This window comes from Metamycoplasma equirhinis (assembly GCF_006385185.1).
Lineage (GTDB): Bacteria > Bacillota_I > Bacilli_A > Mycoplasmatales > Metamycoplasmataceae > Metamycoplasma > Metamycoplasma equirhinis.
Map to the genome: position 1 here is coordinate 78,989 of NZ_VFIX01000003.1, position 25,726 is coordinate 104,714.

Below are 25,726 nucleotides of genomic sequence, written 5' to 3' on the forward strand. Positions count from 1 at the left end.
ATTAACAATATTAAACTAAATTCATTAGATAGGAATAGTTTTCAATTTTTTTGCATTTTATTTTGAAAACGCTTCATTTTCTATTGCTAAAAAGCCATATTAAAATACATTTATTATAAAAAATATACAAAAGTATATAATTTTATTATTTTATAATAAAGGCTAAGGAGCAAATATGCGTAGATTATTTAAAGAAGTTTTTAAATCTCTAGCTAAAAATAAAGTTACTTTAATTTGTTTGACCATATTAATATTTTTGACTACTTTTTTATTTACTTTGTTAAATGATGTTAAAACAACTTATTCAAGAACAATCAACTCATATGATAAGGTATCGAGATTACATGATTTAACTGCAGATTTAGATATAAATCCTTCAGGAATTGTTCCTAAGGGAGGATTTAATCAAATTGATAAAGATAATCAAAAAGAATTAAAAGAGCCTATTAAATTTGAATCATCAAAAAATGGTTCTGATATTTCATATTCACTTAGCTTATTAGAAAAAGATCGACAATTTATTAAATTAAAAAATAAATTTGAAAATTGAAATATTAGCGATGATAATTACTATATTAGCACCGAAGATTTTATGAACTTTTTTTATGAAAAAAAATTCAACAATACTTCTAGTGCTGAATTTGAATTGTTGAAAGAAAACCCTAATTTTGCAAATATTAGAGATTTTAAATTTTCTGGCAACAATCGCCATTTTAAGTTATATCAAAAAATTGGTGACAAATTTCAACAAATAACAGAGGAAAAAGCCGCTAATGTTAGTGATAGTTTTACTTTCAAAAAAACCGTTACATTAAATACCATTTTAAATATTGGTTTTGCGCCAAGGGATTCACATGGGCTTTTAATAAATGGCAAGAAAGATTTTGTTTATGCAAGTTCTCCACTTTATTTAAATATAGAAACTAAAGAAGCTTCTTTTTCAAATGTTGACTATAATCAATGAAAACAAGCGGGCAAATTAGCCATTATTTCTGCTGAAGATGTTTTAAAAATTCTCGGCTTTGAAAAAGATGCTAACGGAAACAAATGATACTATAATTCGACATCAGCCACAAAAGATATTAATTTTGCTTCAGGACATCAAACAACAAATGAAAAAATTGACTCAACTACAAAACTAGAAAACAATTTTAAATTAACACATTATCTGAGCACAAATCAAATTAAAGTTTCAACCCCTAAATTTGTAGAATTTGAAGCAAACAAAACATATAAATTGCCTAAAGATTGAATTAGAAAAGTTGAAATTTTAACGACTTATAATTGATATCGTTTTATATTAAATTGAGATGAAATAGCAGACGAAAAAAAATCTAATTGAAAAGGTTCATATTACAAGTTTATTGCACATTTAAAACAAACAAATCCAGAAAAATATAAAGAAATCTCATATTTTTCATATTGAAATAAAACAGTTACAACAAAATACCAAATTGGCGAAGGAAAGCAAGAAGTTCATAGCCAAATTTTAGCAATTGAAAAGCAAGATGCAATCACTCCATTTTCAAATCCTTGAACAGGCGGAAATGCAAACAAAAAAATTCCGAACGATAAAAGCAACTTGTCTCACGATAATAAAAATAACATTAAACAAGTTGAATTTTCAAGAACCGGTGCTGATGATATTACTGATAATGAATTTGCGCAAATTTCCGATTTGAGTAAATTAAAATTGCATCAAGATTTTATTCGGACAAATTCAATTAATTATGCAAGAACCGCAATAATTAATGATCTTAAAAAATTAGTTGGCGAGGAAAACCTTGGTTTAAGACAAACTCTAACCGTTGAAACAGTTAATGAAGAAACTTCAAAGAAAAATGTCTTTCACTTCGTAAACTCCGGCGATAAAGATAGAAAAATTTGAGGAATCGAACAAAATGTTGGAAAGTTATATAATGAAACTTTAAACCCTGGTTATTTAAATAAATCAATTCAAGATCAAAACGTTGAAAACTTTATTTTAAAACCTAAACTTGGGGATCCTAATATACAAAAAATACCTTCGGTTTATACAAGACCATTAATTGATAATATTTTTAAATCATTTACACCCGATGTAAATTATTTTAATGCTGATATTCGCTTTACTAATTACTATGATTTTCTACCAAAAACCAAAATTCCATATTTAATTAATGGAAAAATTTTGGTAATCACTACAGCTAAAAGCGAACCAAAAAATCCAAATGGAGCGCAAATAATTGGTGCCATCGCCATGCCTCAACCTGGCAAATATATTTTATTAAAACACTCTCAAATTGAAGGTTTTACAAATGAAAAAGTTTGAAATAAGGCTATTGTTGATAATAAAGAAACAATGACGCTCGATGAACTTTACAATTATTTAATATTGCAAGATTACACTATTCGAGGCGAAATAGGGCCTAATGGTTGAGCGCAGGTTAATCCAATATTTAAAAACTCAATTAGTTTACCAATTAGTTTTGGCTCTATCTCTAGTGAATTATCACAAGAAATTATTCAAAAGAAAACTATTACAGGTTTAATTCAACGTGTTAGGTCAATTATCTTGAAATCAGATTTTGGCAAATTAATTAGCAAAGATGATTGATATCGTTTATTTGATGCAATAAGTAAAAGTATTGAATCAAACGATTTTCATACCTTATTAGCTGTTGCTAAAACTAATAACGAAATATTAACAAAAGTTATTATCGATGTGTTGAAATATCTAAATGAGCCAATTGATCATAGCAATAATAAAAATTTAGAATTTACAAACATGAATACCAATGCATTCATTAAAAATATATTAAATGGTGTTATTGATTATTTAGAAAAACAATACATTTCATCAGGTGAAACAGTTGAAAAACGTGATGCTTATCTTGTTGAACAAATTAATCAACTTTCAAGTATTTTAAACTTTAACACAATGTTTATAATTCCACAATTACGAATGACGATGAGTGATTTATTAAATTTCATAAAAGACAAATCAAAAATATTTGCCGCATTAAAAGGCATCGTTAATTCATTTGATTTTATTAAATTTTCAACTATTGCCCAAGAATGATATAGAAATCATCCCTATAAACCATTTACATCAACAGATCAAGAATATTGGTCACTTTCACCAAGTAGAATAGCACTAATGTTTTTACAATCAATTGATGAATATGAATTTAAAAACGCTCTTAAATTAATAATTGAGCAAATCGATTTTCAAGCTATATTAGATCCAAATAAAAATAGTAGTATTTATAAAAAATGATTAGCCGCTAAAGATTTTGCCGGTGAAAAAGTGAGTGATGAAGATAAGGCTAAAATTTCTAGTTTATTTAAAAAGCTAAATGGTGATGCACATACACCTTATAAAAATATTAATGATGGTTTATTTGAATTAATTAGCAATATGAGTCTTGAAAACTTCAATGAATCAATTTCTAAATTAATAACAAAAGTTACAAGTACAATTACAGCTAATGGAAAAATTTATAAAAACTATAATACTGAAGTTTTAGATCAATCAGATTATTTAGCTGCTTTTCTTTCTTCAATAAATTCAGCAGGAAAAATCAATCAAATTCAAAACGCATTTATTAAAATGTTTAATCTTTCAAAAGCAACTAGTAAAATCATTCCTGGTTTAAACATTGCAATTCCATGAAAAGACGATAACAAAATTTCAATTTTTGACTTGCTTGGTTTAACTGGATTTTCATTACCAAAAATCCAAAAGAAAGACAATTCAAAAACTAATGTATCAATTGATCCATACAATATTGATGATATTAATATTCTTTTAAAGAAAACGCAAAATGCGATTACTACCAAACAAAATATTTCACTAACCTCAAATGAATATGATTTTGTTAAAAATTACGTTTTAGCAGATAACTTTGATTTTAATGATTTAAATAAATTAAAATCAAAACTATTACAATACAAGGAATATGTTGAAAAATTAATAATTAAAAAATATGCTTCAGAATCTGGCAACTATAATTTTGCTAACAATTATGTTATGCCTGAGACATATGGTGATTTAGCATATTCTTCGGCACTATTTAACCCAACAAACGAAACCAAAAATAAAGACTTACTAAAATTGCTTCACGCAGGAATGGGTAATGTTTTAGCCGGAGCAATGCTAAAATCAAACAACGATATTATTCGCAATGAATTAGTTTTATATAGTTTATGGATTAAATTAGGGTATCACTTAAATCACTTAGGCGACGTAAGAGAAGAAATTATTTTAAATAAAGAAACTGGCGAAAAATACATCGAAAAGAAATATAACAAATATTTATCATACGATCAAATTAGAACTGTTTTAATAAAACTATTTGAATTAGGACAAGATTCAGAAATTACGGCAGCAATGCTAAATTATGATGAGGTCATTAATCAAATCCAAAATATAGGTTTAGAAAAAGATGGTGAACAGTTGCTAAAGGCATCATTTGCCCACACTCAAGCTGCAAAAGCAAATCGTAAAATAATTGAATTAATTAATGGAAATAAATTTAATCAATATTTTAATGAACTTAAGGCTGCCGGTATATCTGATAAAGCTATAAGCGGAATTAAAAATATACTTTTATCAAATTCAAATGAATTAGTGTATAACTTTGGCTATATTGCATCTTCAAAACAAATGCCAACACGCTACATCACTTCGTTAAGAACATTTTTAGAATCGTTTATTAAGAGTAATTCAAAAGGAATATTAAATCCACTAATTACTTCTGATTATGTATTTGATTTAATATATAAACAAACTATTGATGCTAGTGCATTAGCATCACATTTATCACTTTTAAATGTACCTCGCAATATTCTTAATCCTTTTACATTTATGAGTTTTCCTCAAATAATTGCATATTACATGCTAAGCCCTGATGCAAATAACGGAAACTTATCTTATGTAGTAAGCAAAATATTTAACAACTTATATGGCGTAGATATAAAGGATATCAAAAATGAAATACTTGCAATCACGCAGGTATTTACACGTGACATTAGAGAAGTTGACTCAAAAAGCGACGCAGCTGTTCGCCTGGATGTAGCACAATTTAATAATCTATTCAATAATGTGCTAAAAAACAAAGACGGCAAAGATATGATAATTTTTGGTCTTAATATTACAAGCACATTAAGAGAAGCGCTTAGAAAAGTTATTGAACCGATTGTAGTTTCAAATGTTATTTCATATAGCGATTCTGGTTCATATTTAGCTAAAGTAAATTATGGATATTTAAATGCCAATAAAAAAGAAGTATATCGTGGTGATATTAGTGAATATTTAAGTAATCCATATCAAATGCAACTATTCATTAGTAAATTAGATGAAAAATATAAAATAAAGATTAATACCCAAGAATATCTAATTATTGGAATAGAAAATACTGCCGATTATTTATATCCAGTTGTTAATGAAGAAAATATTCAAGTTGATGTGAATACACAAGCAATAGTTTTTGTTAATGCAAAAGGTTTCGATCGAATTTATTCAGCCTATCCTACTTTTGCTTTAAAAAGTTATGCGTTGATAAAATCACCAACTGATAAAAAAGGCAAATATCTTTCTGAAAAATCACCTAAAGAATTACAAAAGCAAATTAATGATGTTATAGATAAAGTAGCACCAGGAACATTTAAAAAAGTATTTTTAAAAGATGAACAAGATAGTATTAACCCAGAAAGATATATTCGTATTGTTACAATTCGTTCAATTGTTGCTTCAATTCGAAACGCAACAGTTTGATTAATAACAATATTAACTTTATTGGTTGCATTCATTGTTTACTTTATAATTAAACGTTACATAGAAGCTAGAAATAAAGTTGTTGGTATATTACGCGCTCAAGGATACAAAACAAGTGAAATAGCCTTTTCATTCTGTGCGTTTGGTTGAATTCCAGCTGCGGTCGGAGGAATTTTTGGCTATATAGTCGGCTTTTCATTGCAAAGACAAGCAATGGGAATTTTGGCATCATATTGAACACTAGAAAGTAATATTATCGCTTTTGACATATTTTCGTTGCTTGGCACGATAGTAATACCACTATTATTCGTTTCGATATTAATATATATAATCACACAAATATCCGTTAGAAAGAAAGCGACTGAATTAATGAACGGATTAACTGAAGTCGCAGTTGGTAACTTTGCACAAAAAATATCGTCAATGTTCAGAAAATTACCAATCAAATTGAGATATATAGCTTCTCTTGCTTTGAATAACTTTTGAAAAATGTTTTCGCTATTTTTAGCTTTTTCGACAACGTCACTAATCTCTATGTTCTTTTTATCTTCTGCAAATGTTTTCAACAAAACTATTTCAAAAACATATGAAGACCGGCTATATAAATTTAAATTAGATTTAGAAAGCCCAACAACTGAAGGTGGACCTTATGTTACTTATGATAAGGGCGACCTGCCGGCGCTATTATATGTACCAAATGATTTAGCAGGTAATTCATCATCAAACGGTAGTCAATTAGATTATGATAACCCTAACTTCTTACGTCCAGGTGGGTCATTTAACACAGATACTGTTAATAAACCATATGCTCCAACGGTTTTAACTAAATCATCATTGGATATTTTATTAGATCTATCAGTTGAATTAAGCCCATGAGATATAACCTATGCTAACATGCCTGAAACCCAAAGAGCAAGAGTGGCACAAATATTCAAAAGGGTATCTCTAAAAATGCAAAATACGCAAAATTTAATTAATACCGCAAGGTTGAAAACTAATGATTTTTATGATTTAACAAACGCAGATATTGAAGAGATAATTTGTGTTAGAAACATTGATAAATTTGTTAGTGATTTAAAACAAGGAAAACCCGAAGATTTAACAAATAGAACTAGCTTTTTCTATTTTATTGCTCCACCTTATTGAGAAACCTCACCTTCGGCTGATTCAAAAATTACTGAAAAATTTAATTATGTAGAATGAGATGCCGAAAATCAAATTTATCTAAAACCTAAAAAAGTTTCAACTTCTCGCTTTAGAGAAGAATATCGTAACTTCTTAATTAATGCATATAAGAAAATTGATGCTAATGATTTCTTTGTTTCATTTGGCGGTGTATTTTGAAACAAAGCAACAAACGAAAAATATACTTATGCTTCAACATTAATTAATGGTAAAGAAAATCGTATTTACGGATATCGTAAAGATAGCAAATTTATTAAATTAACTAATGAAAAAGGTGAAAATCTAACACATAAACTTTATGATTATGATTATAAATTCGATTCAAACGAAGATATTCCTATAATTTTAAATGAAGTAGCTTCACGTAAACACAAGCTAAAAATTAATTCAACATTTGAAGTTAATCTATTAAATCACGTTGACAGATTTAGTCATTTAGCGTTGCAACAAATTGCGCCAAAGACTAAATATAGATTTAAAGTTATTGGTATTTCACAAACTTACATTAATACCGAATTTACAACTAGAAAAGACATTTTAGATCATATTTTAGGATATGATACATTAACAAACCGTCTAAGAAATTCGCGTAAATTTGAACTCAATAATTTAATTAATTTTGATCCGAAAAATAAAGAGAAATATCAAAAAGAATTTAATAATAAATATGAAGCATTTAATGGTATTTTATCTAATGATAAAACACCTGTTCAAACAATAGACACTTTAACAACATATTCATCAACAGGATTCTGAGGTGCATTAAGTTCCGTTGACATTGCAAGCATGACAGATCATGAAGTTTGAAACTTTTTCAAACGAATATTTATTTCAGATTCTGGACTAAAATATATATCAGTATTCGAGCATAATATAAATGCTTATAACGAAGCACACCCAGAGTTGAGCCAAAAGCTTGTTTATAAAGATATATTAAAGAAAATTCTTGGTAATGTTAGCGATAGTGATTTATCAGATTACATTAGCAAAAAATTTGAATCACTTCCTGAAAAACACAAGATTACTGCGAGGGCAATTTTAACTAAATTCTACGGTACACAACCTAATGCAATTTACGGCAAAAATATTATGTATGGTGCATCTTTTGATGTTAATAGTAAAGATATAGAAGCTGGTTTTATTGCTGGAATTTCGCAAACAGTTAATATTATTTTGGTTGCCTTCATAATAATTTCTCTATTGATTTCGATTATTATACTAATCGCTATTACAAACATTATGATAGCCTCAAATCAAAGAGCAATTGCAACATTTTCTGTTTTAGGATATTCAAATAAAGAAAAAATCTTTTTATTCTTCTTTAACTTCGTACCGGCAATTTTATTAGCTTGTTTAATAATGATTCCGGTTACACTTTCATTAATTGTTTTATTTAATGCTTTTATGATGGCAACGAGCCAAGTTGTTTTACCATTAGTATTGCATAGTTCAACAATTATTTTAAGTGCTGTTATTTGTTTATCAGTATTTATTGCAACATCAATCGCAACGTGAAAGAGTTTAAATAAAGTTAAAGCAGTGGATGCATTGAAAGGAAAATAATGAAAAAAGGTAATAATTTAAAAAAGAAAACTAATAAAAAAAATATTGAAGAAACTAGTATTCAAGATTTAAATTTAATTAATATTAATGCCCATAAGGAACCTTTTGAAATTCGTGATGAAGGCATCACCGTTAAAGTTCTTGATAATGCAACACTAAAAAAATATCGTAATGCCAATGAAAAGCCGCGAAAAAAGGATGCTAATTTTCATAAAAAAAACGCCAAAAATTTCATAGTTGAAGTTGAAAATGTTGAAAAAACATACCTTTCAGGTAATGTTGCAACCGATGTTTTAAAAGGCATTAATTTGCAAATTGAACGTGGTGAAATTGCAATATTGTATGGAAAATCAGGATCGGGAAAATCAACATTATTAAATATTATTAGTGCACTAGATAGACCCACAAATGGTTCGGTGATTGTTAATAATGTAAACTTGCCGTATTTAAGCGATGCTAAGCAAACTTTATTTAGACGCGAAAATATTTCATTTATTTTCCAAAACTATAATTTGTTGCAAAACTTGAACAGCTACGATAATGTTGAAACTGGTGCTTTTTTGCAAAAAGATAAATCAAAACATTTGAATATTAAGCAATTATTTAAAGAATTTGATTTGGAAGAATGTATGTATAAATATCCGTCACAAATGTCTGGTGGTCAACAACAACGTGTATCTATTTTGCGGGCAATTGCTAAAAATGCTGAAATAATTGTTGCTGATGAACCAACAGGTGCTTTAGATGAAAAAACTGGATTAATAGTGCTAAAAATTCTTCAACAAATTAACCAAAAATATGGAACAACAATTATTATTGTTTCTCATGATCCTGATGTTGCTGCTATGGCTGATAAAGTTATTTATCTTGAATTGGGTAATATTAAGGAAATTAAAAAACAAGAAAGAAAATGGTTAATCGATAAAGAAAATCAATTAAATGTTTTGTAATTAGGAAATATCAACATAATTTGTTGATATTTTTCTTTAATTTTTTTATAATATTTTTTATCATTAATTAAGTGAAAAGAGGAAAAACATGTTAACTGAAAATTGATGTTTGGCACTTCTAGTATTTGGATTTTTCGCAGTTATATATACATGAGCTGTTACTATTGTATATTACATTAAAAACATTAGTAAAAAATGAAGATTATCAATCTATATTATCTATGGCTTTTTAATAACTGCAGCAATATTATGCGTTGGTATAGCAGACGGTTATACGTCACAATTAAAACGCGCAAACGGAGCAACAATCGCTAAATTCACATTTTATATTATGTTCATGATTTTAGCATATTCAAACTTTGTTGCTTTTACAATTATTACTATATTACGTGCAACAAATCGTTATATAGCGGCAAAAAATTCAAGAAATTAATATCTAAAATAATCAAACATATCAAGCTTTTAGCTTAATTTTTTTTATTATTCTTAGTCATCTTTTATCAGAAAATAAAAATATTGGCAAAACCAATATCTATTTTTTTTCTTCATTAAATAAATCAATATCGATACAATTTCTATGAATATATAATAATTGTTCTGGCTCTTTGTTTTTAAAATTAGAACCATATAAATTTTTCAAATATATTTCGCTTTCAGCGATAACTTTACATGGGCTTTCGGCACAAATTTCATTATTCAATTTAAGACTTAAATTTGAAATTCACTTTTTAGATGAAAAATGATTAATAATTGAATTTGTAACTAAAAAACCTTCATATTCATCGGAATATAAACTATTAACTACATCTTTATATGTTAATAATCTAGTAAATTTTTTAGCAAATTTAGACAGTCAAATTTTATTATTTATTTTAGGAATATTTGAAGATGACATTGTAGCATAATGATTAATTGAAATTTTTCTTTTATTTCTAAATTTAAGATATTTTTTAATATTTTTTGCCTTAGTTGGAATTATTAAATTAATGTTAATAAAAGCTTGTTTTGCATATATATTTTTGTTATCTAAAACAAATTTATTTTGCAAAGAAAAATAATCAGAATGATTGGTATTATCTAAAATTCGATTTGGCAGCAATTCTTTTAATTTTTCATATGAATCAAAAGTCATCATTACGGTGTGAAAATCAATATTTTCCGCTCAATTTTCATTACTATAACATGACAAAAGGCTAATTTCATCTAGACTATATCAGATCTTATTTGTTTCACAAATGCTACAAAATTCGCTCAAAATTTCGTTTTTTTCTTTTTGGATGTTGTTCATATTTATTAATTATAGATTAATAGTTTCAATAATATCGTTAGAAAATAGTAAAAATGGTAAAATAATATTTATTTAATTAGAAGGAATACTATGTCTAAAAAGAATGCAAAAATCGAAACAACCGAACAAAAAACAAAACGTAAGAAAGTTTTATGAGGCTCTTTTTGAGCTACAACATTAGCTGCTACCGTTGCAACCGGTATTGCAGTTCCTTTAGTTCAAGCTAAAAAAGCCTTGCCAAAACCAACACCATTATTACAAGACAACGATTCAATTTTTTCATTTACTGATCCAAATGGAAAAACCTACAAACATACTTGAGGTGAAATTAAAAAACAAGCCGAAAAAGCCAGCCCAGGTAAAAATATTGCTGAAGGTGTTGCTAAACATTTAACAAAGTTTCTTTACGAGAAAGAATATGAGGCTTCTTTATGATATGAAGCTGTTTATAATGCAGACAAAGCTAAGGAAGATGAAAGAAAACTATCACTTCCATCAGTAGACGAAATTAAAGAAGATGAAACTAAGAAAATCAATGACCTTGAAAAGAAATATCAAGAACAATATGGCTTAGAAAAAAAATGAAACGAAAAATTTTTAGAAAGATTGGCTTCAAGCGAATACGGTAACGCCAAATCAAAAAAAGAAGCAATCGAAAACAAAGTAGTTTCAAGATTAAATAACGAAGCATTCCGTAGATTTAATACTGAAGTAAACACTGATTTTAGTTACTCAGAATTAAAAAACGGAATTATTGCTAACAAAGATGTTTACTATACATATAAAGGTAAAAAAGTAGAAGTTGCTAAAAAAGGTGACAAAATCATTTTAGAGTTTGCTAAGGAAAATGAAAACTATGTTTTGCCAAAAGAAACCGATGTTGAAATTAAAACAAATCCAAAAGACGAAGTTAAAATTCCGATGTTTGTTTCAAAAACTTTTATCAAAGAATTAAGAAATCCAAGCAGATATATTGCACCTTGAATTAAAAGAAAACAAGCTATCGTTTCAACATTTAATTTAGCAGCACACCCTGATTTAAAAGATAGTAAAAAACCTTGGACAGTAACAAAAGCTGAAATTATTAAGCTTTTAAAATTTTCGGCATACCCACAAGAAAACGACAAAGTTAAATTAGCCTTGGGGATTGATATGTTAACCGAATTTAAAGGATTATCAGTTCTGCTAGAAAAATCGGAAATTACTAAAAAAGAAGAAATTGAAGCACAAAATAATAAAGCGATGCTTGAATATGTTTCGTCTAGTGCTGAGTTAGCTGGAAAATATGGATCAAACGGTTTTGAAAATATTACTTCACAAATTAAATCTAAGGAAACTGATGTATTTGTTCCGTTAGTTTCAATGCTATTAGGATCTTCAACAAGCGCAGGAGATAAAAAGATTTTTAAATTCGAAAAGAAAGATAATTTATTTTCTGAATTGAAAACAAAATTAGTTGCATTATTTGGAGAAAACGAATTTAAAGACAAAAATGGCGCTTCTAAAAAATTTAAGGAAATTTTAAATGTGGGCTCAACAGAATTAGAAAAAACTTTTGATTCTGATTTATATGCAAGTTATAATGCAGCTATTGAAAAATATATCAATGATTTAACAGACAAAGATTTTAATGATCCATTTGGGCTAACATTTAGAGATGTATTTGGTGATTCAACTAAAAATTATCGTGTTGCAACAATTATCGAAAGTAAACAAAATAAAATTCTTGTTACGCCAAAAGGAATTCAAATTAAAAACTTATTTGAATTATCAAGCGAAGATGTAGTAAAAAGACTAATTTTAAATGATCTTGCAATTCAATCTAAAGCAAAATACAATAGTACATTACTTTCACAATTATTTAATCTTTCTGAAATTTTTTCAGATATTTTAACTAAAGATTATATGGTTGAAGATTTACTTAAAAATGAAGAATTTAAAACCCACCTTAAAAAGCAAGAATATAAGACATTAGAAGATAAAAATAAAACTTTTGATGATGCAGATATTGCTTTAGCGGCGAAATATGAAAAAAATCTTGCTGAAACTCTTAAATTCTCATTAATTCAAGGCAAAGCTTCAAAAATTAAAGAGTATGTTTCTGCGCAAATTAATTCAGGATTATACTCAGATTACAAATACGATTCTGCAACTAACAAATTTACACTTGAACCACATAATGATAAAGAAATAGTAAGTTATTTATTTGAAGTACTTGTTGATTACATTAAAAATATATAAGGAGTAAGACATGAAAAAAATATCAGAAATTTTGTATACTTTAGCGCCAATTGCCACTTTACCAATTGTATCTGTTATCGCTGCTTCATGCAATAAAAAATCAAATCAAACTGATAACGCTGGATATCAATCAAAAATTTTAAAAGATATCCTATCAAAAAACAAAATACTTACCGAATTAACAAGTGCCTATCTATCTGTATTTTATGCAAAAGAATTTGATGCCAAAACATTTACTGATGAAGAAAAGAAAGATAAATTTTTAAAATTGATGATTGAAAGTGGAAATAAAATATACGATGATACAAAAGAAGCATTTGATTATTTTGCTTCTTCAAGTCTTAAAGCAGATCCACAATTCTTTTGAAACCTTAAAGCAACATTCACAAGTGCCGAGATAGATACAACATCATATAATCCATCGCCTTACAAAAAACCTAATGAAGAAGAAATGAAATTTGTTATTAAACATTCAAATGTTCTACCAACAAGTGTTAGATTACAAATTCAAAAAATGCTTTTGACTAGATTGTATTTACTAAAAGATCGTGAAGAATTTAAAAAATTAGCCAATAATGCTTCTGGCGATGATAAATACCAAGTTTCACAAAAGGAAATAATTGATAAAAAAGATACTCCTACTTTACAAAAAGATATTTATAAATCTCTAGATTTAAAAAACGATTCATTATATTTAATTAAATATTTGATTGAAAATTCAATGATACAGTCATGAGAATTTGAAGACACTCGTGATATGAACTTGCGTTGAAGTAAAGCTAATGTTTCTTCATTTGAAGATTTTAATAATTTAGCCAAATATCAACCTTCTGGCGAGGAAAAATATGGCTTTAATCCCGTTGCTTCTGAATTTGACCATTTAATTTCTATAAGTGAATCAGAGCATTTTGATTTTAAAAATTTGCGTGCATACAAAGGGTTTGCAAAAAATTCAATTAATGCTGATGACTTATCATCATCATTATATTCATTATTAAATCAAAAATCAGTAATATACGGATTTATTGATCCTAGAACAAACAAAGTTTATTCGCAAGACAATTTCAAGTTTTCAAAAATTTTAGCCCAAGAAAAGAAAACTCCTATTGTTAAACCAACCGTCAAACTAAATGAAAAAGCCACAAAAGACACATTAAATATTTTTGACAACGAAGACTTTGAAATTGATGGATTCACTAGAGACACAACTAATAAATCACTATTCACAAAAGAAATTACCGTTGACTCAATAAAATACAAATTATTACTTGAACAAAAAGGTTCAATTACCTTTGATAGTCAATTTCTAACTGTTCCACTTGATTTAACAGTGGAATCATTAGAAAAAAGAATCAATTATGATTTCAAAGCAAAAATTAAATATGATAAAAATGCAAAGAAATTTGAAGCTCTAACGGAGCCAGAAACTGCTATTTATAACTTAGACAAACATCAAAGTTCAGTCAATATGTATAAAGATGGCAAAATAACTGCTAAATATGTAGTTAAAGTTGCTCCACTTGCTAAAGATAGAAAAGTGACAGTCGATGGCAAAGAAGAAGAAAGAAAAATCTTTTCATTTGAAGACACACCATGAAAAGAAGCAACACAGCAAAGAGTTATTGCAAATAACATCATTATCGCTAACTCAGCAGTGCTATTTAAAGAAGCCTTTAAATACTTTACCGAGATGGGCTTCAAAATTGATTTAATTAATTCTAAAAAAGAGGTAATTGATACCTTAAAGATTGAGGGACTAATATAATTTATGGAAAAAGATACATTTCAACGTATTATTGATAGAGAAATTCCTGCAACAATCATTTATGAGGATGATAAATTTATTGCTTTTCTAGATATTGATCCTGACGAAAAAGGACATTTTCTTGTAGTATCCAAAACATTTTCAAGAAATTTATATGATATCGAAAATAATGATTTAGCCGAATTAATAGTAAAAGCTAAAGAATTAGCAATTGAAGAAACTGAAAAATTGAATGCTAGCGGTTTTCAACTTGTAATTAACAATAATGAAACTTCTGGACAGTCGATTTTTAGAACTCATGTTCATATTATTCCAAGTTACGAAGATTAAGACTTGAAAAAAACGCGAATAATAACGCGTTTTTTATTTGCTTTGTTTTAAAGGGTTTGACTTGAAAATAAAATTTTCCTTTACATATTTATTTGCATAATGTAAGATATCACGAATGTATTCAAAATAAATTTTATATTTTTTGACATCGCCTTTTCAAATCAGTTTTCGGTTTGAACTTTTGGTAAAATCAATTGCTAAATAAACGTCAAAAATTTGATATTCTCTAACAGTTTCAATAATCATTCCTTCAATTAAAGCTCGTATTTGTGGTGAAGAAATATTTATGTTTTGGCGTTTAAAAGTTTTACGTTCAAATCAATCTAGAAAGCCGAAATAAGTATCTCTTTGAAAAGCATATTTTTCATATTCCTTTTGAAATAACATGTGAACTTTATTTTCATCTTCATTTAATTTATAATCAGCAAATAATTTTTCTGTGTCAATAGCTTGTTTTTCATACTTATTTTCCATCAGTAAAATTTGAATTACTTTGGCGACAATAAAAATAAATATTAATAAGAATACAACTCCAAAAAAATAACTGGCAATAGAACCACCTTTATTAATTTTATCAGTGATAACATGTGCGCCTAATAAAATTAAAATTATACCTATGCCTAAAAAAGCAAAAACAGCTAAAAAACCGACCAAATTTATAATAACGTTTTTCGCATTATATTTTTTCGCTTTATTTTCATTCATTATTTTTTCTCCTTGCGCCATTCGATTAGATTTGGGTTTGTTAAATAAAATCTTCCTGCTTTAGCGATTTTTTCACCATTTAATTTAGTGGCATCAGCACTAAAGTTTACTCAAACTTTTAGTAGTGAAGCTCCCACACCGTATGCATCAACCGGCGCTTTTTCATCTTCAAAATCTTTGATTTTTTCAGCATTAAACCCACTAGAAACGGTTATTTTAACATGCTTACCGCCATTTTGATCAAGCGCTTCTCTTAATCGCTTCACTTGTGTTGGAGTAACACCAAATTCTGCTTCACCCTCAGTAAACATTTTATCAATCAAAGCTTTTGAAGTGTCGATTCTAACTCCATATAAATTTTTGCCAAATTCCTTGAGACATGCTAGTGAATCAGCGATTACATCGTTATGGAAATCAACTAATGCATAAAGTTTATCATTAGGAAAAGCTTTATGATATGCCTTACAAGCAGCTACCACATCGCCATGAAACATTTGAATTAAAGCATGTGGCATACTTCCATAGGTATGCTCTAAATTATGATTTGAAGCAGCTAATGTAGAATGATTCTTTATTCCACCTAAATTTATTGCATAAGCATCATTAATTTGATTACGGTAGTGATCAGCTCGATCGGCCATGCTAATAACTAATTTATTATTGGCAACAGAAATAATGCGATACGAATTTGTAGCAATAGAACTTTGTCTTGCTAAAATTCCGTCAATAATACCTTCTCATTTACCAAATTCAAAATAAGGTCCTTCCAATTCAAGCACAACCTCACGATTATTAATTATGCTTCCTTCAGGAATGTATCTAATTTTGTATTTATCTATGTTAGTGTTTTTTTCTAGAAGTTCCAATACTTCATTAATTCCACAGAGCATTACATTATTATGTCTTTGAAAAAATTGTAAAGTAACGATATCATTTATTTTTTTGCTTTTAGCAATTTTTTCGGTTTTGAAAAAATAAATTGAAATTTTATCTTTTAATTTCATTTTTCTCCTTAGTGTATTTATTTATATTTTATTCTAAAATATCAAATATTAAAATTAATAGTGATTAATGGATTTTTAAATTATATTTTGTAATAAAATAAATAATATTAAAGAGAGGCAATATGAAATTACGTAAATTAACTTATGAAACCAATATCTCATTATATTCAATGCTTTCAATTGTTTTTTATATATTTTCATTTACCGCATTATTGTCGGCAAGCATTTCATTAATTTCAAAGCTTAATTACAATTCATTAGTTTTTATTTTAAAATCCAGTCCAATGATTTTTGTTTGCCTAGCAATATTTTTGTTGGCGAACATATTGGTCATTACTATTTCTATTTATGGAATAAAATACGCCAATATAAACAATAAAAGAGAATTAAGAAAATTTTATTTACTATCAGCAATAATTTTGCTTGGTTTTGGTTCAATTATTTCGCTAGTAATAGCTTCATTTAAAATCTTAAAATAATCAATTTGTTTTTCATGACTTCATAATTGAAAATCTCTTAAGAATTAATTTATTAATTCTATATAATTAAAAGTATAAGAAAATTGCTTTTAATAAAATAATTAAGGAGAATAATATGGCAAAAAATACATGAAAAACCGCGCTTGAAGCGATTGAAAAATACGATAATATTTTCATTTTTCATCACATTAGACCAGATGGCGATTGTTTAGGTTCACAATTTGGCTTGCGCGAATTGATAAAGACAAATTATCCAAAGAAACATGTTTTTGTGTTCGGTGATAATGTTGGCTTATTTCCATTTTTAGAATGAGAATTTGATAAATTTGAAGAAGTTGATAAAAAATATTTTAAAAATTCGCTTGGCGTAGTAGTTGATGCTAACTCATCAAATCGAATTCAATTTGTTAATTTAATTTTAGACAAAAATTTTACTCACATGTTAAGAATCGACCATCACCCTGTTGATCCAGATATTAATTATGACTATACTTGAGAAGATGCGACATATGCTGCTGCAGGCGAACAAATTGCTTATATTGCTATGAAATCAAATTGAGAAGTAACAACAAAAGCTGCAAAATATTTATATCTTGCAATTAACACTGACTCAGGACGTTTTATGTTTGACTATGTTCAAAAACGTACTTTTGATGTTGTTAGTTATTTACATAAAAATAATGATTTTCATGTTTGAGATGTTAACTTTCCGTTATCAATTCGCGAAGAAAAAAAGGTACGATTTAATGCATATGTAATGTTAAATTACAAAAATGAAGGGAAAGTTTTATATTTTCATGCAACTAATAAAATTCAAAAGAAATTCAAATTAACTCCTATTGAAGCTAGTGATGTCGGCATTTTAGCTAATATTGGTGATTGCAAAATATGAGTTTTATTCATTGACCAGCCAGATGGTACAATTCGCGCTAGAGTTCGTAGCAATGAAATTTGAATTAATCACATTTGCGCTAAATATAAACCTGGTGGGGGTCATGAAGTTGCTGCCGGAGCGACTTGCTATAGTAAAAAGGAAATGTTTAATTTAATTGAAGACTTAAAATCAGAGGTTATTAAGCATGTTTAATATTTCCGCTGAAAAAAATGCACTTTTTAAAGAAATTGAAGCTAAAATAATAGCTCACAAAAATATAATAATTTTTCACCATATTAGACCAGATGGTGATTGTTTAGGTTCACAATTTGGTCTTAAAAATTTAATCAAGGAAAATTTTCCTAATAAGAAAGTTTATACAGTTGGCGATTCAAAGGGTTGCTATGCTTTCTTGGATTTTTCAATGGATAATTTAAATTCATCCCAAAAAATTGATGATTCGCTTGCGATTATTGTTGACGCAAATTACAAAGAACGTCTTGAATGCCGAGAACTATTAGATAACAATTGTTTTGATGAAGTCATTAGAATCGACCACCATCCTAATGAAGATGACTTAAATGCTTCATTGCGTTGGGTTGAATCTGAAGCACCAGCCGCTGCGCAACAAGTCACTGAACTTGCTTACGGTTTAAATTGAAAATTAAACAGTACTGCAGCTACATATTTATACTTAGGCATATATACTGACTCTGTTCGATTGACAACAAATTTAACAAATGACAAGACTATGTTTTTAGTTTCTTGACTTTGAAAAAATGGCGCCAATAAAGATTTGCTTCATTCCGAAATGGCAAAAAAATCATTGAAGGACATCAAAGTAAATGCCTTTATTCAGCAAAATATGCAAATAAAAAATGGCGTTGTTTCATTTTTCTTTACATTAGAAGATCAAAAAAAATTAGGCATTGATGATCCGTTACTTGCTAATCGTCCTTTCACACTTTCATCTATAGATGATAATAAGGCTTGAGTATTTTTCACCGAAGAAAAACCAGGACAAATTCGTTGTGAATTTAGATCAAATGGTTGTTGTGTTAGAAATGTAGCAGTTAAGTGGGGTGGCGGTGGACACCATAGAGCCTCAGGCGCTCAAATTAACGATTCAAAACTTATTCCTGAAATTGTTGAGGATCTAGAAAAGGAAGCCTTAATTCTGGCTAATTATGATTAAAAAAATGCGGGTTATATAATCTCGCATTTTTAAATTTGTTTTGCAAAAAATCTTCTCTTTTTAAATTGAAAATGTTTGATGATTAAAAATATTGAAAAGAAAGTTATTGCGGTTAAGATTAATGCCAAAAACATGTGTCAAGCTTTTAGCTCGTGACCTCAAAAATCTAATGAAGGACCAAAATCTCTATTTATTACCCTTAAAAATCCATTGTATTGATTTGAATTAGGCAATGTCTTTATTGTTTCTTCTATTTTAATATAAGTATTGCTTAGAAAAACTTTTCTAAATAATCCTAACGAATAGTATCCAGGAACAAAAGTTAAAATTCTTTGTAAAAATAAAGGCATTTTTGTAATTGGAAAGTATCCACCAACCATAAAGCCACCAACAACAGAAATTAATGAAGAGAACACTGCTACTTCTGTTGGTTTTGAAAGAAAATTAACAATCAATAAAAATATTGTTGAGGTCGCTAAGATCGATATTAAAATAACTAATAAACCAAAAAATGCCATTTTAATAGTTATGTAAAATGCATGTGTAATTGCTAAATATATAAATGTCAATGAATAAATGACTGTATTAACTAATAAAGCAGAAAACGATGTTGAAATTACATAACTTCCAATTAATACATGACCTTCAATTGGTGAGGCATTTAAAACATACTCTGTTTTTTGGATTTTATCATCGACCATCTTTGAAGCCGCGCCCAGTGTAACTGTTATTACAGAAGTTGCCATCACAGAGCATGTCATTCAGTTGGTAATTACAGAAGTTACAATTTTATTTATCGCTAAATAATTTTCCTCAGATAAATTCTTAAAATTGCTCATTATTGAATCAACTTGTGTTTTACCTAGAAAGACAATAAATAATAAAAAAACAATTGCCGGCGATAGAAAGCTAAACCCAAAAGCAACTTTATCTGTTACGAAAACTAAAAAATTACGCTTAACTAAATGAAAAAGTTGGCTTAGGTTTTGTTTAAATGAATTTTTCATTATGGTCTTTTCCTTTCGATACATTTAAAAATACATCATTCATATTTCCTTTGATAACCTCAAAATCTTTAGCAATATTTTTTATTTTTTCTGGCATATTTGTTATTTTTGATACATCATTTAATTTAATAGCATAATGAGAATTATTATATTCAACTTGACTTTCAAAATATTTCTCTAAAATTTTGGTATTTTCCTCACTAAAAGGAACATAAATTTTTAAAACCGTTTTTGAATATTTAGATATCAATTCGTTAACTGTGCCTTCAATAATAATTTTTCCACTATCTAATATCGCAATGTGATTTGCTAATTCTGCTTCCTCCATATAATGAGTCGTTAAAAAGATTGTTAGGTCTTCTTTTTTGATTAAAGTTTTGAGTGCATTTCAAACTTTTTCACGATTAATAGGATCTAAGCCGGATGTTGGTTCATCTAAGAAAAGTAATTTGGGTTTATTCATTAAACCATAGGCAATATCGGCTCTTCTTTTTTGTCCGCCTGATAGTTTATTGTATTTACGCTTTAAAATATCTTTAAGATCCAAAACGCTATCCAAAAATTCAAGTCTTTCAACAGTTTGATTTTTGTTCATGCCGTAAATTGACGCCTTAAATTTTAAATTGAATTTAACATCTAAATTTTTATCTAAAACTGAATCTTGAAAAACAATGCCAATGTTACGTTTTATTTCAATGGAGTGTTTATCAATATCTTTCTCAAAGATCCTAATCTGACCTGAATCACGAGCTAGCACTTGGCATAATATATTTATCGTTGTAGATTTACCAGCGCCATTTAGTCCTAAAAAGGCAAATATTTCACCGCTTTTTACATCAAATGAAATGTTATCCACTGCCAACTTATTTTTATAATGTTTTATTAAATTTTTTACTTCAATTATGTTTTTCATATTTATATAATTCTATCAATTTTTAATCTTAAATTTTTTCCAATATGCCAATTAACATTGAATAAAAACCCGCGCAAGATGCGCGGGTCATTATTACTAATTATTATTATATGAAGTCACAAATATTTCAAATAGATTAATTATAAATTTTAGTGAATCGTTTGTTAAAGCTTCCTCTTGAGCCACTTCAGTCACATTGACTTCAATTTTATCTTCGGCTGTTGCTAGCAATTTTAGTAAAAATTTATTGATGCTTTGTTTGTTTCAATCTTCAGTTTTATTTAAATCGATATCAATATTAAAATTACCTTTATTATCTAAAGTATTCTTTATTTTAATATATGAAGTATCTAAGGTTTTTGAAAAATCAATTGTAATCATTATTTTTTATCCTCCTTAAGTTTATTTTCAATTATTTTTTCTCTTTCTTTTAACGCTTTAAATCCGCCTTCAAGGTAATATGATTCAGGTGTATCAATAGTGTCATTATTTTTAATAATTTGATTTTTAATAAATTTTTTACCTAGCTCATCATTAAATATATCTGTCGAAATAGTTGAACCGTTAAGTAAAATACCAATATTAGGGTTATGAGTAACAATAAATATCTGCCTATTTTTATCAATTTGTTTTTTAAGCAACGGAACAATTTTTGTGTAAATTGTTCGATTATCAAGATTGTCTTCAAGTTGATCTAGCAATAAGTATTCCGAATTTTTCTCATCTTTTAATGACTCAATTGTATGAGTTATTCCAAATAAAGTTCGTTCCCCGTTTGATAAATCAACATATTTTTTATTGCCAGCGTATATAGAAATATTATTTTTAATTAGTTTTAGTATCATTTTTTTAATATCTTGCGTAAAATTTTTTGAAAAAATATCTGTCGAAAACAAATCAATAAATGTTTGCGCTTTATTTGATGATTTTAAATACTTCTTTAATATCTCTGATTTATCTTCATCACTTAATGTAAAAGCTTCAAGCCGATATTCAAGATTTTTATTATTTTTGTCTACAAAGCTTTTATTTCAATCAACAAAAATCTCATTTTTAGAGATTTCATCATATTTATCCCTAATTTTCGTCATGACAATTGCCATATTTTTGAAATAGTCATTTATTTTGTTGATGTCATTTATTTTGTTTGTTTGTTTATCTTTGTTTTCACGTTCCCTTTTAATTGACTGCTCAAACGCATATTCAAATGTTTTTAAAAATATCAAATATTTATTGGCTTTGCTAGAAAATGAATTATAAATTTCGCTTAATTCAAGATTATTTTCAGCAATCAGTTTTGTCAAATCATTTATTTTTTTAATTTCGCTTTCCTCAAATAAATCATTAATTTCGTCATTTTCTAAATTATTTAAATCATTTTTAATTGACAAAATTTCATCGTTCATTCTTTTAATGCTTTCACTTTTTTCATCTAATTTATTTTTAAGTAATTTTAGCTTTGATTTTAAAACGTCATTATCTATGCTAATAGCACTTAATGAGTTTTTATCGCCTTGTTTTAACAAGTTTTTAATTTCGCTATCAAAAGCTAAGTGAAACGAAATTGATTTTTCATTATTATTATGATAATTACGCATCAATTCTTTTAGTTCTTCAAATTGTTCAAGAAACTTATCTTCTTTATTATTAATAATTTCATTAAAAAATTTTTCTGCGCATTTTTCTTTTTGATTTTCCACTTCGCTAGTTGATTCTAGTGCAGTTTTTCTGCTGTCATTTTGTTCAATAAACCCTGGCAATTTATCTTGAAGTTTTTTAATGCCATTTTCTTTGCTTTCTTTGCTTTCTTTTTCAAAAAAACTAGAAAAATCATTAGCTAAAAATACACCATTATCTATTTCAACACTGTCAAGTTTAAGATTTGCATTTTCATCAAGCCATTTTTCACCATTTTTTACAACAGTTTTATTTAATATTGCTTCCGCAATAATTTTTAGTAGTGTGCTTTTTCCGCTGCCTTTTTCGCCGACAATAATATTGACTTTGTCAAATAATAAATCAACATTATCATCATTTTGTTTGAAAGTGATTTTTTTTAACATATTTCCCCTTTTATTAATTTATTTTCATTTATGGCAGATTTTAAACTATTAAAATTCATAGTTTCAAAATCAATGTCAACATGCGTACAGAATCTAGTATTTTCGGGATACTTTTTTCAAGAATGTGTGTCGCTAAAGTATACAACGGGTAATTTGCGAACTTTTTGAATTTTCTTAATATTAGAACTTGAAATATTCGTTGCGTCTAAAGCGTCAACTTGATAATCTTTGATATCCTCAATGTCTAAATTGTCTGCGCCTTTTCCTGCATGAGGAAAAACCATAAAGTCAAAATTATTCCTTTTAAACAATTGCACAGCTTCACCATATGAATATAATTTTTTGGAATATAAAAAATGTTCCATAGTAAATTGCTCTAATTTGCGACCATCAAAATCAGGAGAAAAAACAAAAACAGCTTGACCAATTTTATTGTCAAATCTTTTCAAATTGACTTCAAGGCCGGGTAATAAAACAATAGGTATCTTATTTTTCTTGATAATTTCAAGACGAGCTAAATAATTGGTATAGAAAAATTTTTGATGGTCAGAAAAACAAGCAACTTTCACATAGTTTTTTTTCAAAATCAATATTTTATCTTTATCGGATTCTTTTGAAACATTGCTTCCAGTTGAATTAGAATCAATAGAATGAATATGCAAATCAATTTTAAAAGCCATATTTTCCTTTATATTAATATAGTTAATATAGTAAAAAATATCTACGTAATATAGACCAAAACTTTACTATATGATATGAAACTTAATAATGATTAACAGAAATATTTTTATAAATATTTTTTATCCCAAAATTTTATTATGAATTAATTAGGCCTGATGGCGAATTAATTATTAAATAAGTTTAAGTTGATATCAATTTATTAAAAATACATATCAACATAATTTTAGCCAATAAAAGAAAATTTTTTAAAAAAACGCAATTAAGCGTCTTATAACAAATTTATTTTCTTTTCAGCGGCAAAATTATCGTTTTCGTTATCTCAAACACTTACTTGAACTTCGCCGATATGTTCTTTTTCTAGTAAAAACATTGCAATTCTGCTTTGACCAATGCCGCCGCCAATAGTTTGTGGTAAATACTCTGAAATTATATTTTGATGATATGGACTAATGTTTAAAATATCAATCTCAGGTAAATTAAATTGCTTAATTAGAACTTCTTTATTTACTCTTATTCCCATGCTGCTTAGTTCTAATGTCGAATCGGTTATCTTATTATATACAATGAGATCACCATTTAGATTTCAATCATCATAATCCTTTGCACGATTTGAATGTGGTTTGCCATCGGCTAACTTTTTGCCGATGCTAATAATAAAAACGGAACCTCATTTTTTTACCGCTTCATATTCTCTTTTTTCAGCACAAATATTAGGATACAAATTATATAATTCTTCTGATGATATAAAATGAATATCTTGATTTAGTTTATTATTTAATTGAGGATATATTTGATTGATTTCTTTTTCAGTTTCAATTAAACAATTGTATATTTTTCTAACTATGCTTTTAAGAAATTCAACATTGCGGTCGTTTTTTTTAATAATTAATTCTCAATCTCATTGATCAACATAAAATGAATGAAATTGGTCAATAGTTTCTTCTTTTCGAATTGCATTCATATCAGTATAAATGCCCTCATAAGTATTGAAATTATATTTTTTGAGAGCGTGTCTTTTTCATTTTGCAAGTGAATGGACAATTTCGAGATCAGATGAAATATTATTAGCCTTAAATTTAACAGGTTCGTCACCATTTAGTGAATCATTTAGTCCACTTGTTGATTGTACAAAAAGGGGCGCACTAACTCTCACTAAATTAAGTTCTTTTGCTAACTTTGACGAAAAGATAGTTTTTAATTTATCAATTGCAAATTGAGTTTCCTTAATCGTTAGTTTTCTCATAATATTAATATTATAGATATTTATTAAATTACTTCATTTAAATATTGAATTATCATTTTGCGAATAATTTGAGCATCATAACTATTAGTGTTATCGCTAAATGTAACAAAAGCCTTATTGATTCAATATAATGATTGCAAAATTGAAAATTCTATCTTTTCTTTTGCATGATTTATGCATAAATAACCACCTTGATGAAATTTAAAATCAACAAGATTATTTTTATTCCGGCAATCAATACAGCCAAATTCAATGTTAGGATTTATACCTTCAATTTCTAATAATTTATACAGTAAATATGCCATCACGATATTTTTTTTGGAATCTAAAAATTTTATTGATTCTTTATAAGCATCAATAAAATTTTGTCATTTTATAGAATTGATTTTGTTTAGGAAAAATTCTAGGTCAATATATTCTTGTTTTAGCATTACATTTATTGGAAATGAAATAATTGTATTTGCTCTTTTTAATCTAGGCAA

19 protein-coding genes are annotated in these 25,726 nt (G+C 27.4%); 9 read left to right on the forward strand and 10 right to left on the reverse strand.

Annotated elements, in window-relative coordinates:
* Positions 1–175 precede the first annotated feature (175 nt).
* The 3 genes from FJM08_RS07600 to FJM08_RS07605 all read left to right on the forward strand — a co-directional run bounded on the left by FJM08_RS07600 (position 176) and on the right by FJM08_RS07605 (position 9,889).
* Complete coding sequence (locus FJM08_RS07600) at positions 176–8,506, forward strand: ABC transporter permease (protein WP_140031428.1); 8,331 nt, start codon at positions 176–178, stop codon at positions 8,504–8,506.
* Positions 8,506–9,456 (forward strand): ABC transporter ATP-binding protein, encoded by a 951-nt coding sequence (locus FJM08_RS01405; protein ID WP_140031429.1) that lies wholly within the window; start codon positions 8,506–8,508, stop codon positions 9,454–9,456. The genes FJM08_RS07600 and FJM08_RS01405 overlap by 1 nt, the downstream gene beginning before the upstream one ends.
* Positions 9,457–9,544: 88 nt before the next feature.
* Positions 9,545–9,889 (forward strand): hypothetical protein, encoded by a 345-nt coding sequence (locus tag FJM08_RS07605; RefSeq protein WP_140031430.1) that lies wholly within the window; start codon positions 9,545–9,547, stop codon positions 9,887–9,889.
* A gap of 99 nt (positions 9,890–9,988) precedes the next feature.
* Here FJM08_RS07605 and FJM08_RS07610 read toward each other — a convergent pair whose 3' ends face one another.
* Positions 9,989–10,744, reverse strand: coding sequence for a hypothetical protein (locus FJM08_RS07610; RefSeq protein ID WP_140031431.1), 756 nt, complete (start codon positions 10,742–10,744; stop codon positions 9,989–9,991).
* Between the two features lie 90 nt (positions 10,745–10,834).
* Here FJM08_RS07610 and FJM08_RS07615 point away from each other — a divergent pair, with 90 nt between their 5' ends.
* Genes FJM08_RS07615 through hinT form a run of 3 tightly spaced genes read left to right on the forward strand, consistent with a single transcriptional unit; the run spans position 10,835 to position 15,080 of the window.
* Complete coding sequence (locus tag FJM08_RS07615; RefSeq protein ID WP_140031432.1) at positions 10,835–12,985, forward strand: HinT-interacting membrane complex protein P80; 2,151 nt, start codon at positions 10,835–10,837, stop codon at positions 12,983–12,985.
* A 10-nt stretch (positions 12,986–12,995) separates the two neighbouring features.
* The gene (locus tag FJM08_RS07620) at positions 12,996–14,750 is read left to right on the forward strand and encodes a HinT-interacting membrane complex lipoprotein P60 (RefSeq protein WP_140031433.1); all 1,755 of its coding nucleotides are present in this window, start codon (positions 12,996–12,998) and stop codon (positions 14,748–14,750) included.
* Between the two features lie 3 nt (positions 14,751–14,753).
* On the forward strand, positions 14,754–15,080 hold the full coding sequence (hinT, locus tag FJM08_RS01430; protein ID WP_140031434.1) for a histidine triad protein HinT: 327 nt from the start codon (positions 14,754–14,756) through the stop codon (positions 15,078–15,080).
* Between the two features lie 33 nt (positions 15,081–15,113).
* Here the strand turns inward: hinT and FJM08_RS07625 are convergent, their stop codons facing one another.
* Positions 15,114–15,785 (reverse strand): hypothetical protein, encoded by a 672-nt coding sequence (locus FJM08_RS07625; protein WP_140031435.1) that lies wholly within the window; start codon positions 15,783–15,785, stop codon positions 15,114–15,116.
* Positions 15,785–16,789, reverse strand: a complete 1,005-nt coding sequence (locus FJM08_RS07630) for a nicotinate phosphoribosyltransferase (protein WP_140031436.1) — start codon at positions 16,787–16,789, stop codon at positions 15,785–15,787. The genes FJM08_RS07625 and FJM08_RS07630 overlap by 1 nt, the downstream gene beginning before the upstream one ends.
* A 122-nt stretch (positions 16,790–16,911) precedes the next feature.
* On the opposite strand from FJM08_RS07630, the gene FJM08_RS01445 reads away from it, so the two are divergent.
* The 3 genes from FJM08_RS01445 to nrnA (FJM08_RS07640) all read left to right on the forward strand — a co-directional run bounded on the left by FJM08_RS01445 (position 16,912) and on the right by nrnA (FJM08_RS07640) (position 19,337).
* Positions 16,912–17,268, forward strand: a complete 357-nt coding sequence (locus tag FJM08_RS01445; protein ID WP_140031437.1) for a hypothetical protein — start codon at positions 16,912–16,914, stop codon at positions 17,266–17,268.
* 115 nt (positions 17,269–17,383) lie between these two features.
* On the forward strand, positions 17,384–18,355 hold the full coding sequence (nrnA, locus tag FJM08_RS07635) for a bifunctional oligoribonuclease/PAP phosphatase NrnA (RefSeq protein ID WP_140031438.1): 972 nt from the start codon (positions 17,384–17,386) through the stop codon (positions 18,353–18,355).
* Positions 18,348–19,337 carry a bifunctional oligoribonuclease/PAP phosphatase NrnA gene (gene nrnA / locus FJM08_RS07640; RefSeq protein ID WP_140031439.1) on the forward strand — a complete coding sequence of 330 codons (990 nt, stop codon included), beginning with the start codon at positions 18,348–18,350 and terminating at the stop codon, positions 19,335–19,337. Before nrnA (FJM08_RS07635) ends, nrnA (FJM08_RS07640) begins: the two co-directional genes overlap by 8 nt.
* Positions 19,338–19,366: 29 nt before the next feature.
* Here nrnA (FJM08_RS07640) and FJM08_RS07645 read toward each other — a convergent pair whose 3' ends face one another.
* From FJM08_RS07645 to FJM08_RS07665, 7 genes are all read right to left on the reverse strand, one after another.
* Positions 19,367–20,344: an ABC transporter permease gene (locus tag FJM08_RS07645; protein WP_170177179.1), complete on the reverse strand. Its 978-nt coding sequence runs from the start codon at positions 20,342–20,344 to the stop codon at positions 19,367–19,369.
* Positions 20,328–21,257 (reverse strand): ABC transporter ATP-binding protein, encoded by a 930-nt coding sequence (locus tag FJM08_RS07650; RefSeq protein WP_140031441.1) that lies wholly within the window; start codon positions 21,255–21,257, stop codon positions 20,328–20,330. Before FJM08_RS07650 ends, FJM08_RS07645 begins: the two co-directional genes overlap by 17 nt.
* Positions 21,258–21,353: 96 nt before the next feature.
* Positions 21,354–21,638: a hypothetical protein gene (locus tag FJM08_RS07655; RefSeq protein ID WP_140031442.1), complete on the reverse strand. Its 285-nt coding sequence runs from the start codon at positions 21,636–21,638 to the stop codon at positions 21,354–21,356.
* A complete protein-coding gene (locus FJM08_RS07660; RefSeq protein ID WP_140031443.1) occupies positions 21,638–23,320 on the reverse strand; it encodes an AAA family ATPase in 1,683 nt (560 codons plus the stop codon). Before FJM08_RS07660 ends, FJM08_RS07655 begins: the two co-directional genes overlap by 1 nt.
* The gene (locus FJM08_RS01480; RefSeq protein ID WP_140031444.1) at positions 23,314–24,000 is read right to left on the reverse strand and encodes a PHP domain-containing protein; all 687 of its coding nucleotides are present in this window, start codon (positions 23,998–24,000) and stop codon (positions 23,314–23,316) included. The genes FJM08_RS07660 and FJM08_RS01480 overlap by 7 nt, the downstream gene beginning before the upstream one ends.
* A 269-nt stretch (positions 24,001–24,269) precedes the next feature.
* Positions 24,270–25,244 carry an aspartate--ammonia ligase gene (gene asnA, locus FJM08_RS01485; protein WP_140031445.1) on the reverse strand — a complete coding sequence of 325 codons (975 nt, stop codon included), beginning with the start codon at positions 25,242–25,244 and terminating at the stop codon, positions 24,270–24,272.
* 23 nt (positions 25,245–25,267) lie between these two features.
* Positions 25,268–25,726, reverse strand: a 459-nt coding sequence (locus FJM08_RS07665; protein WP_170177180.1) for a hypothetical protein, incomplete at its 5' end; no start/stop codon positions are given.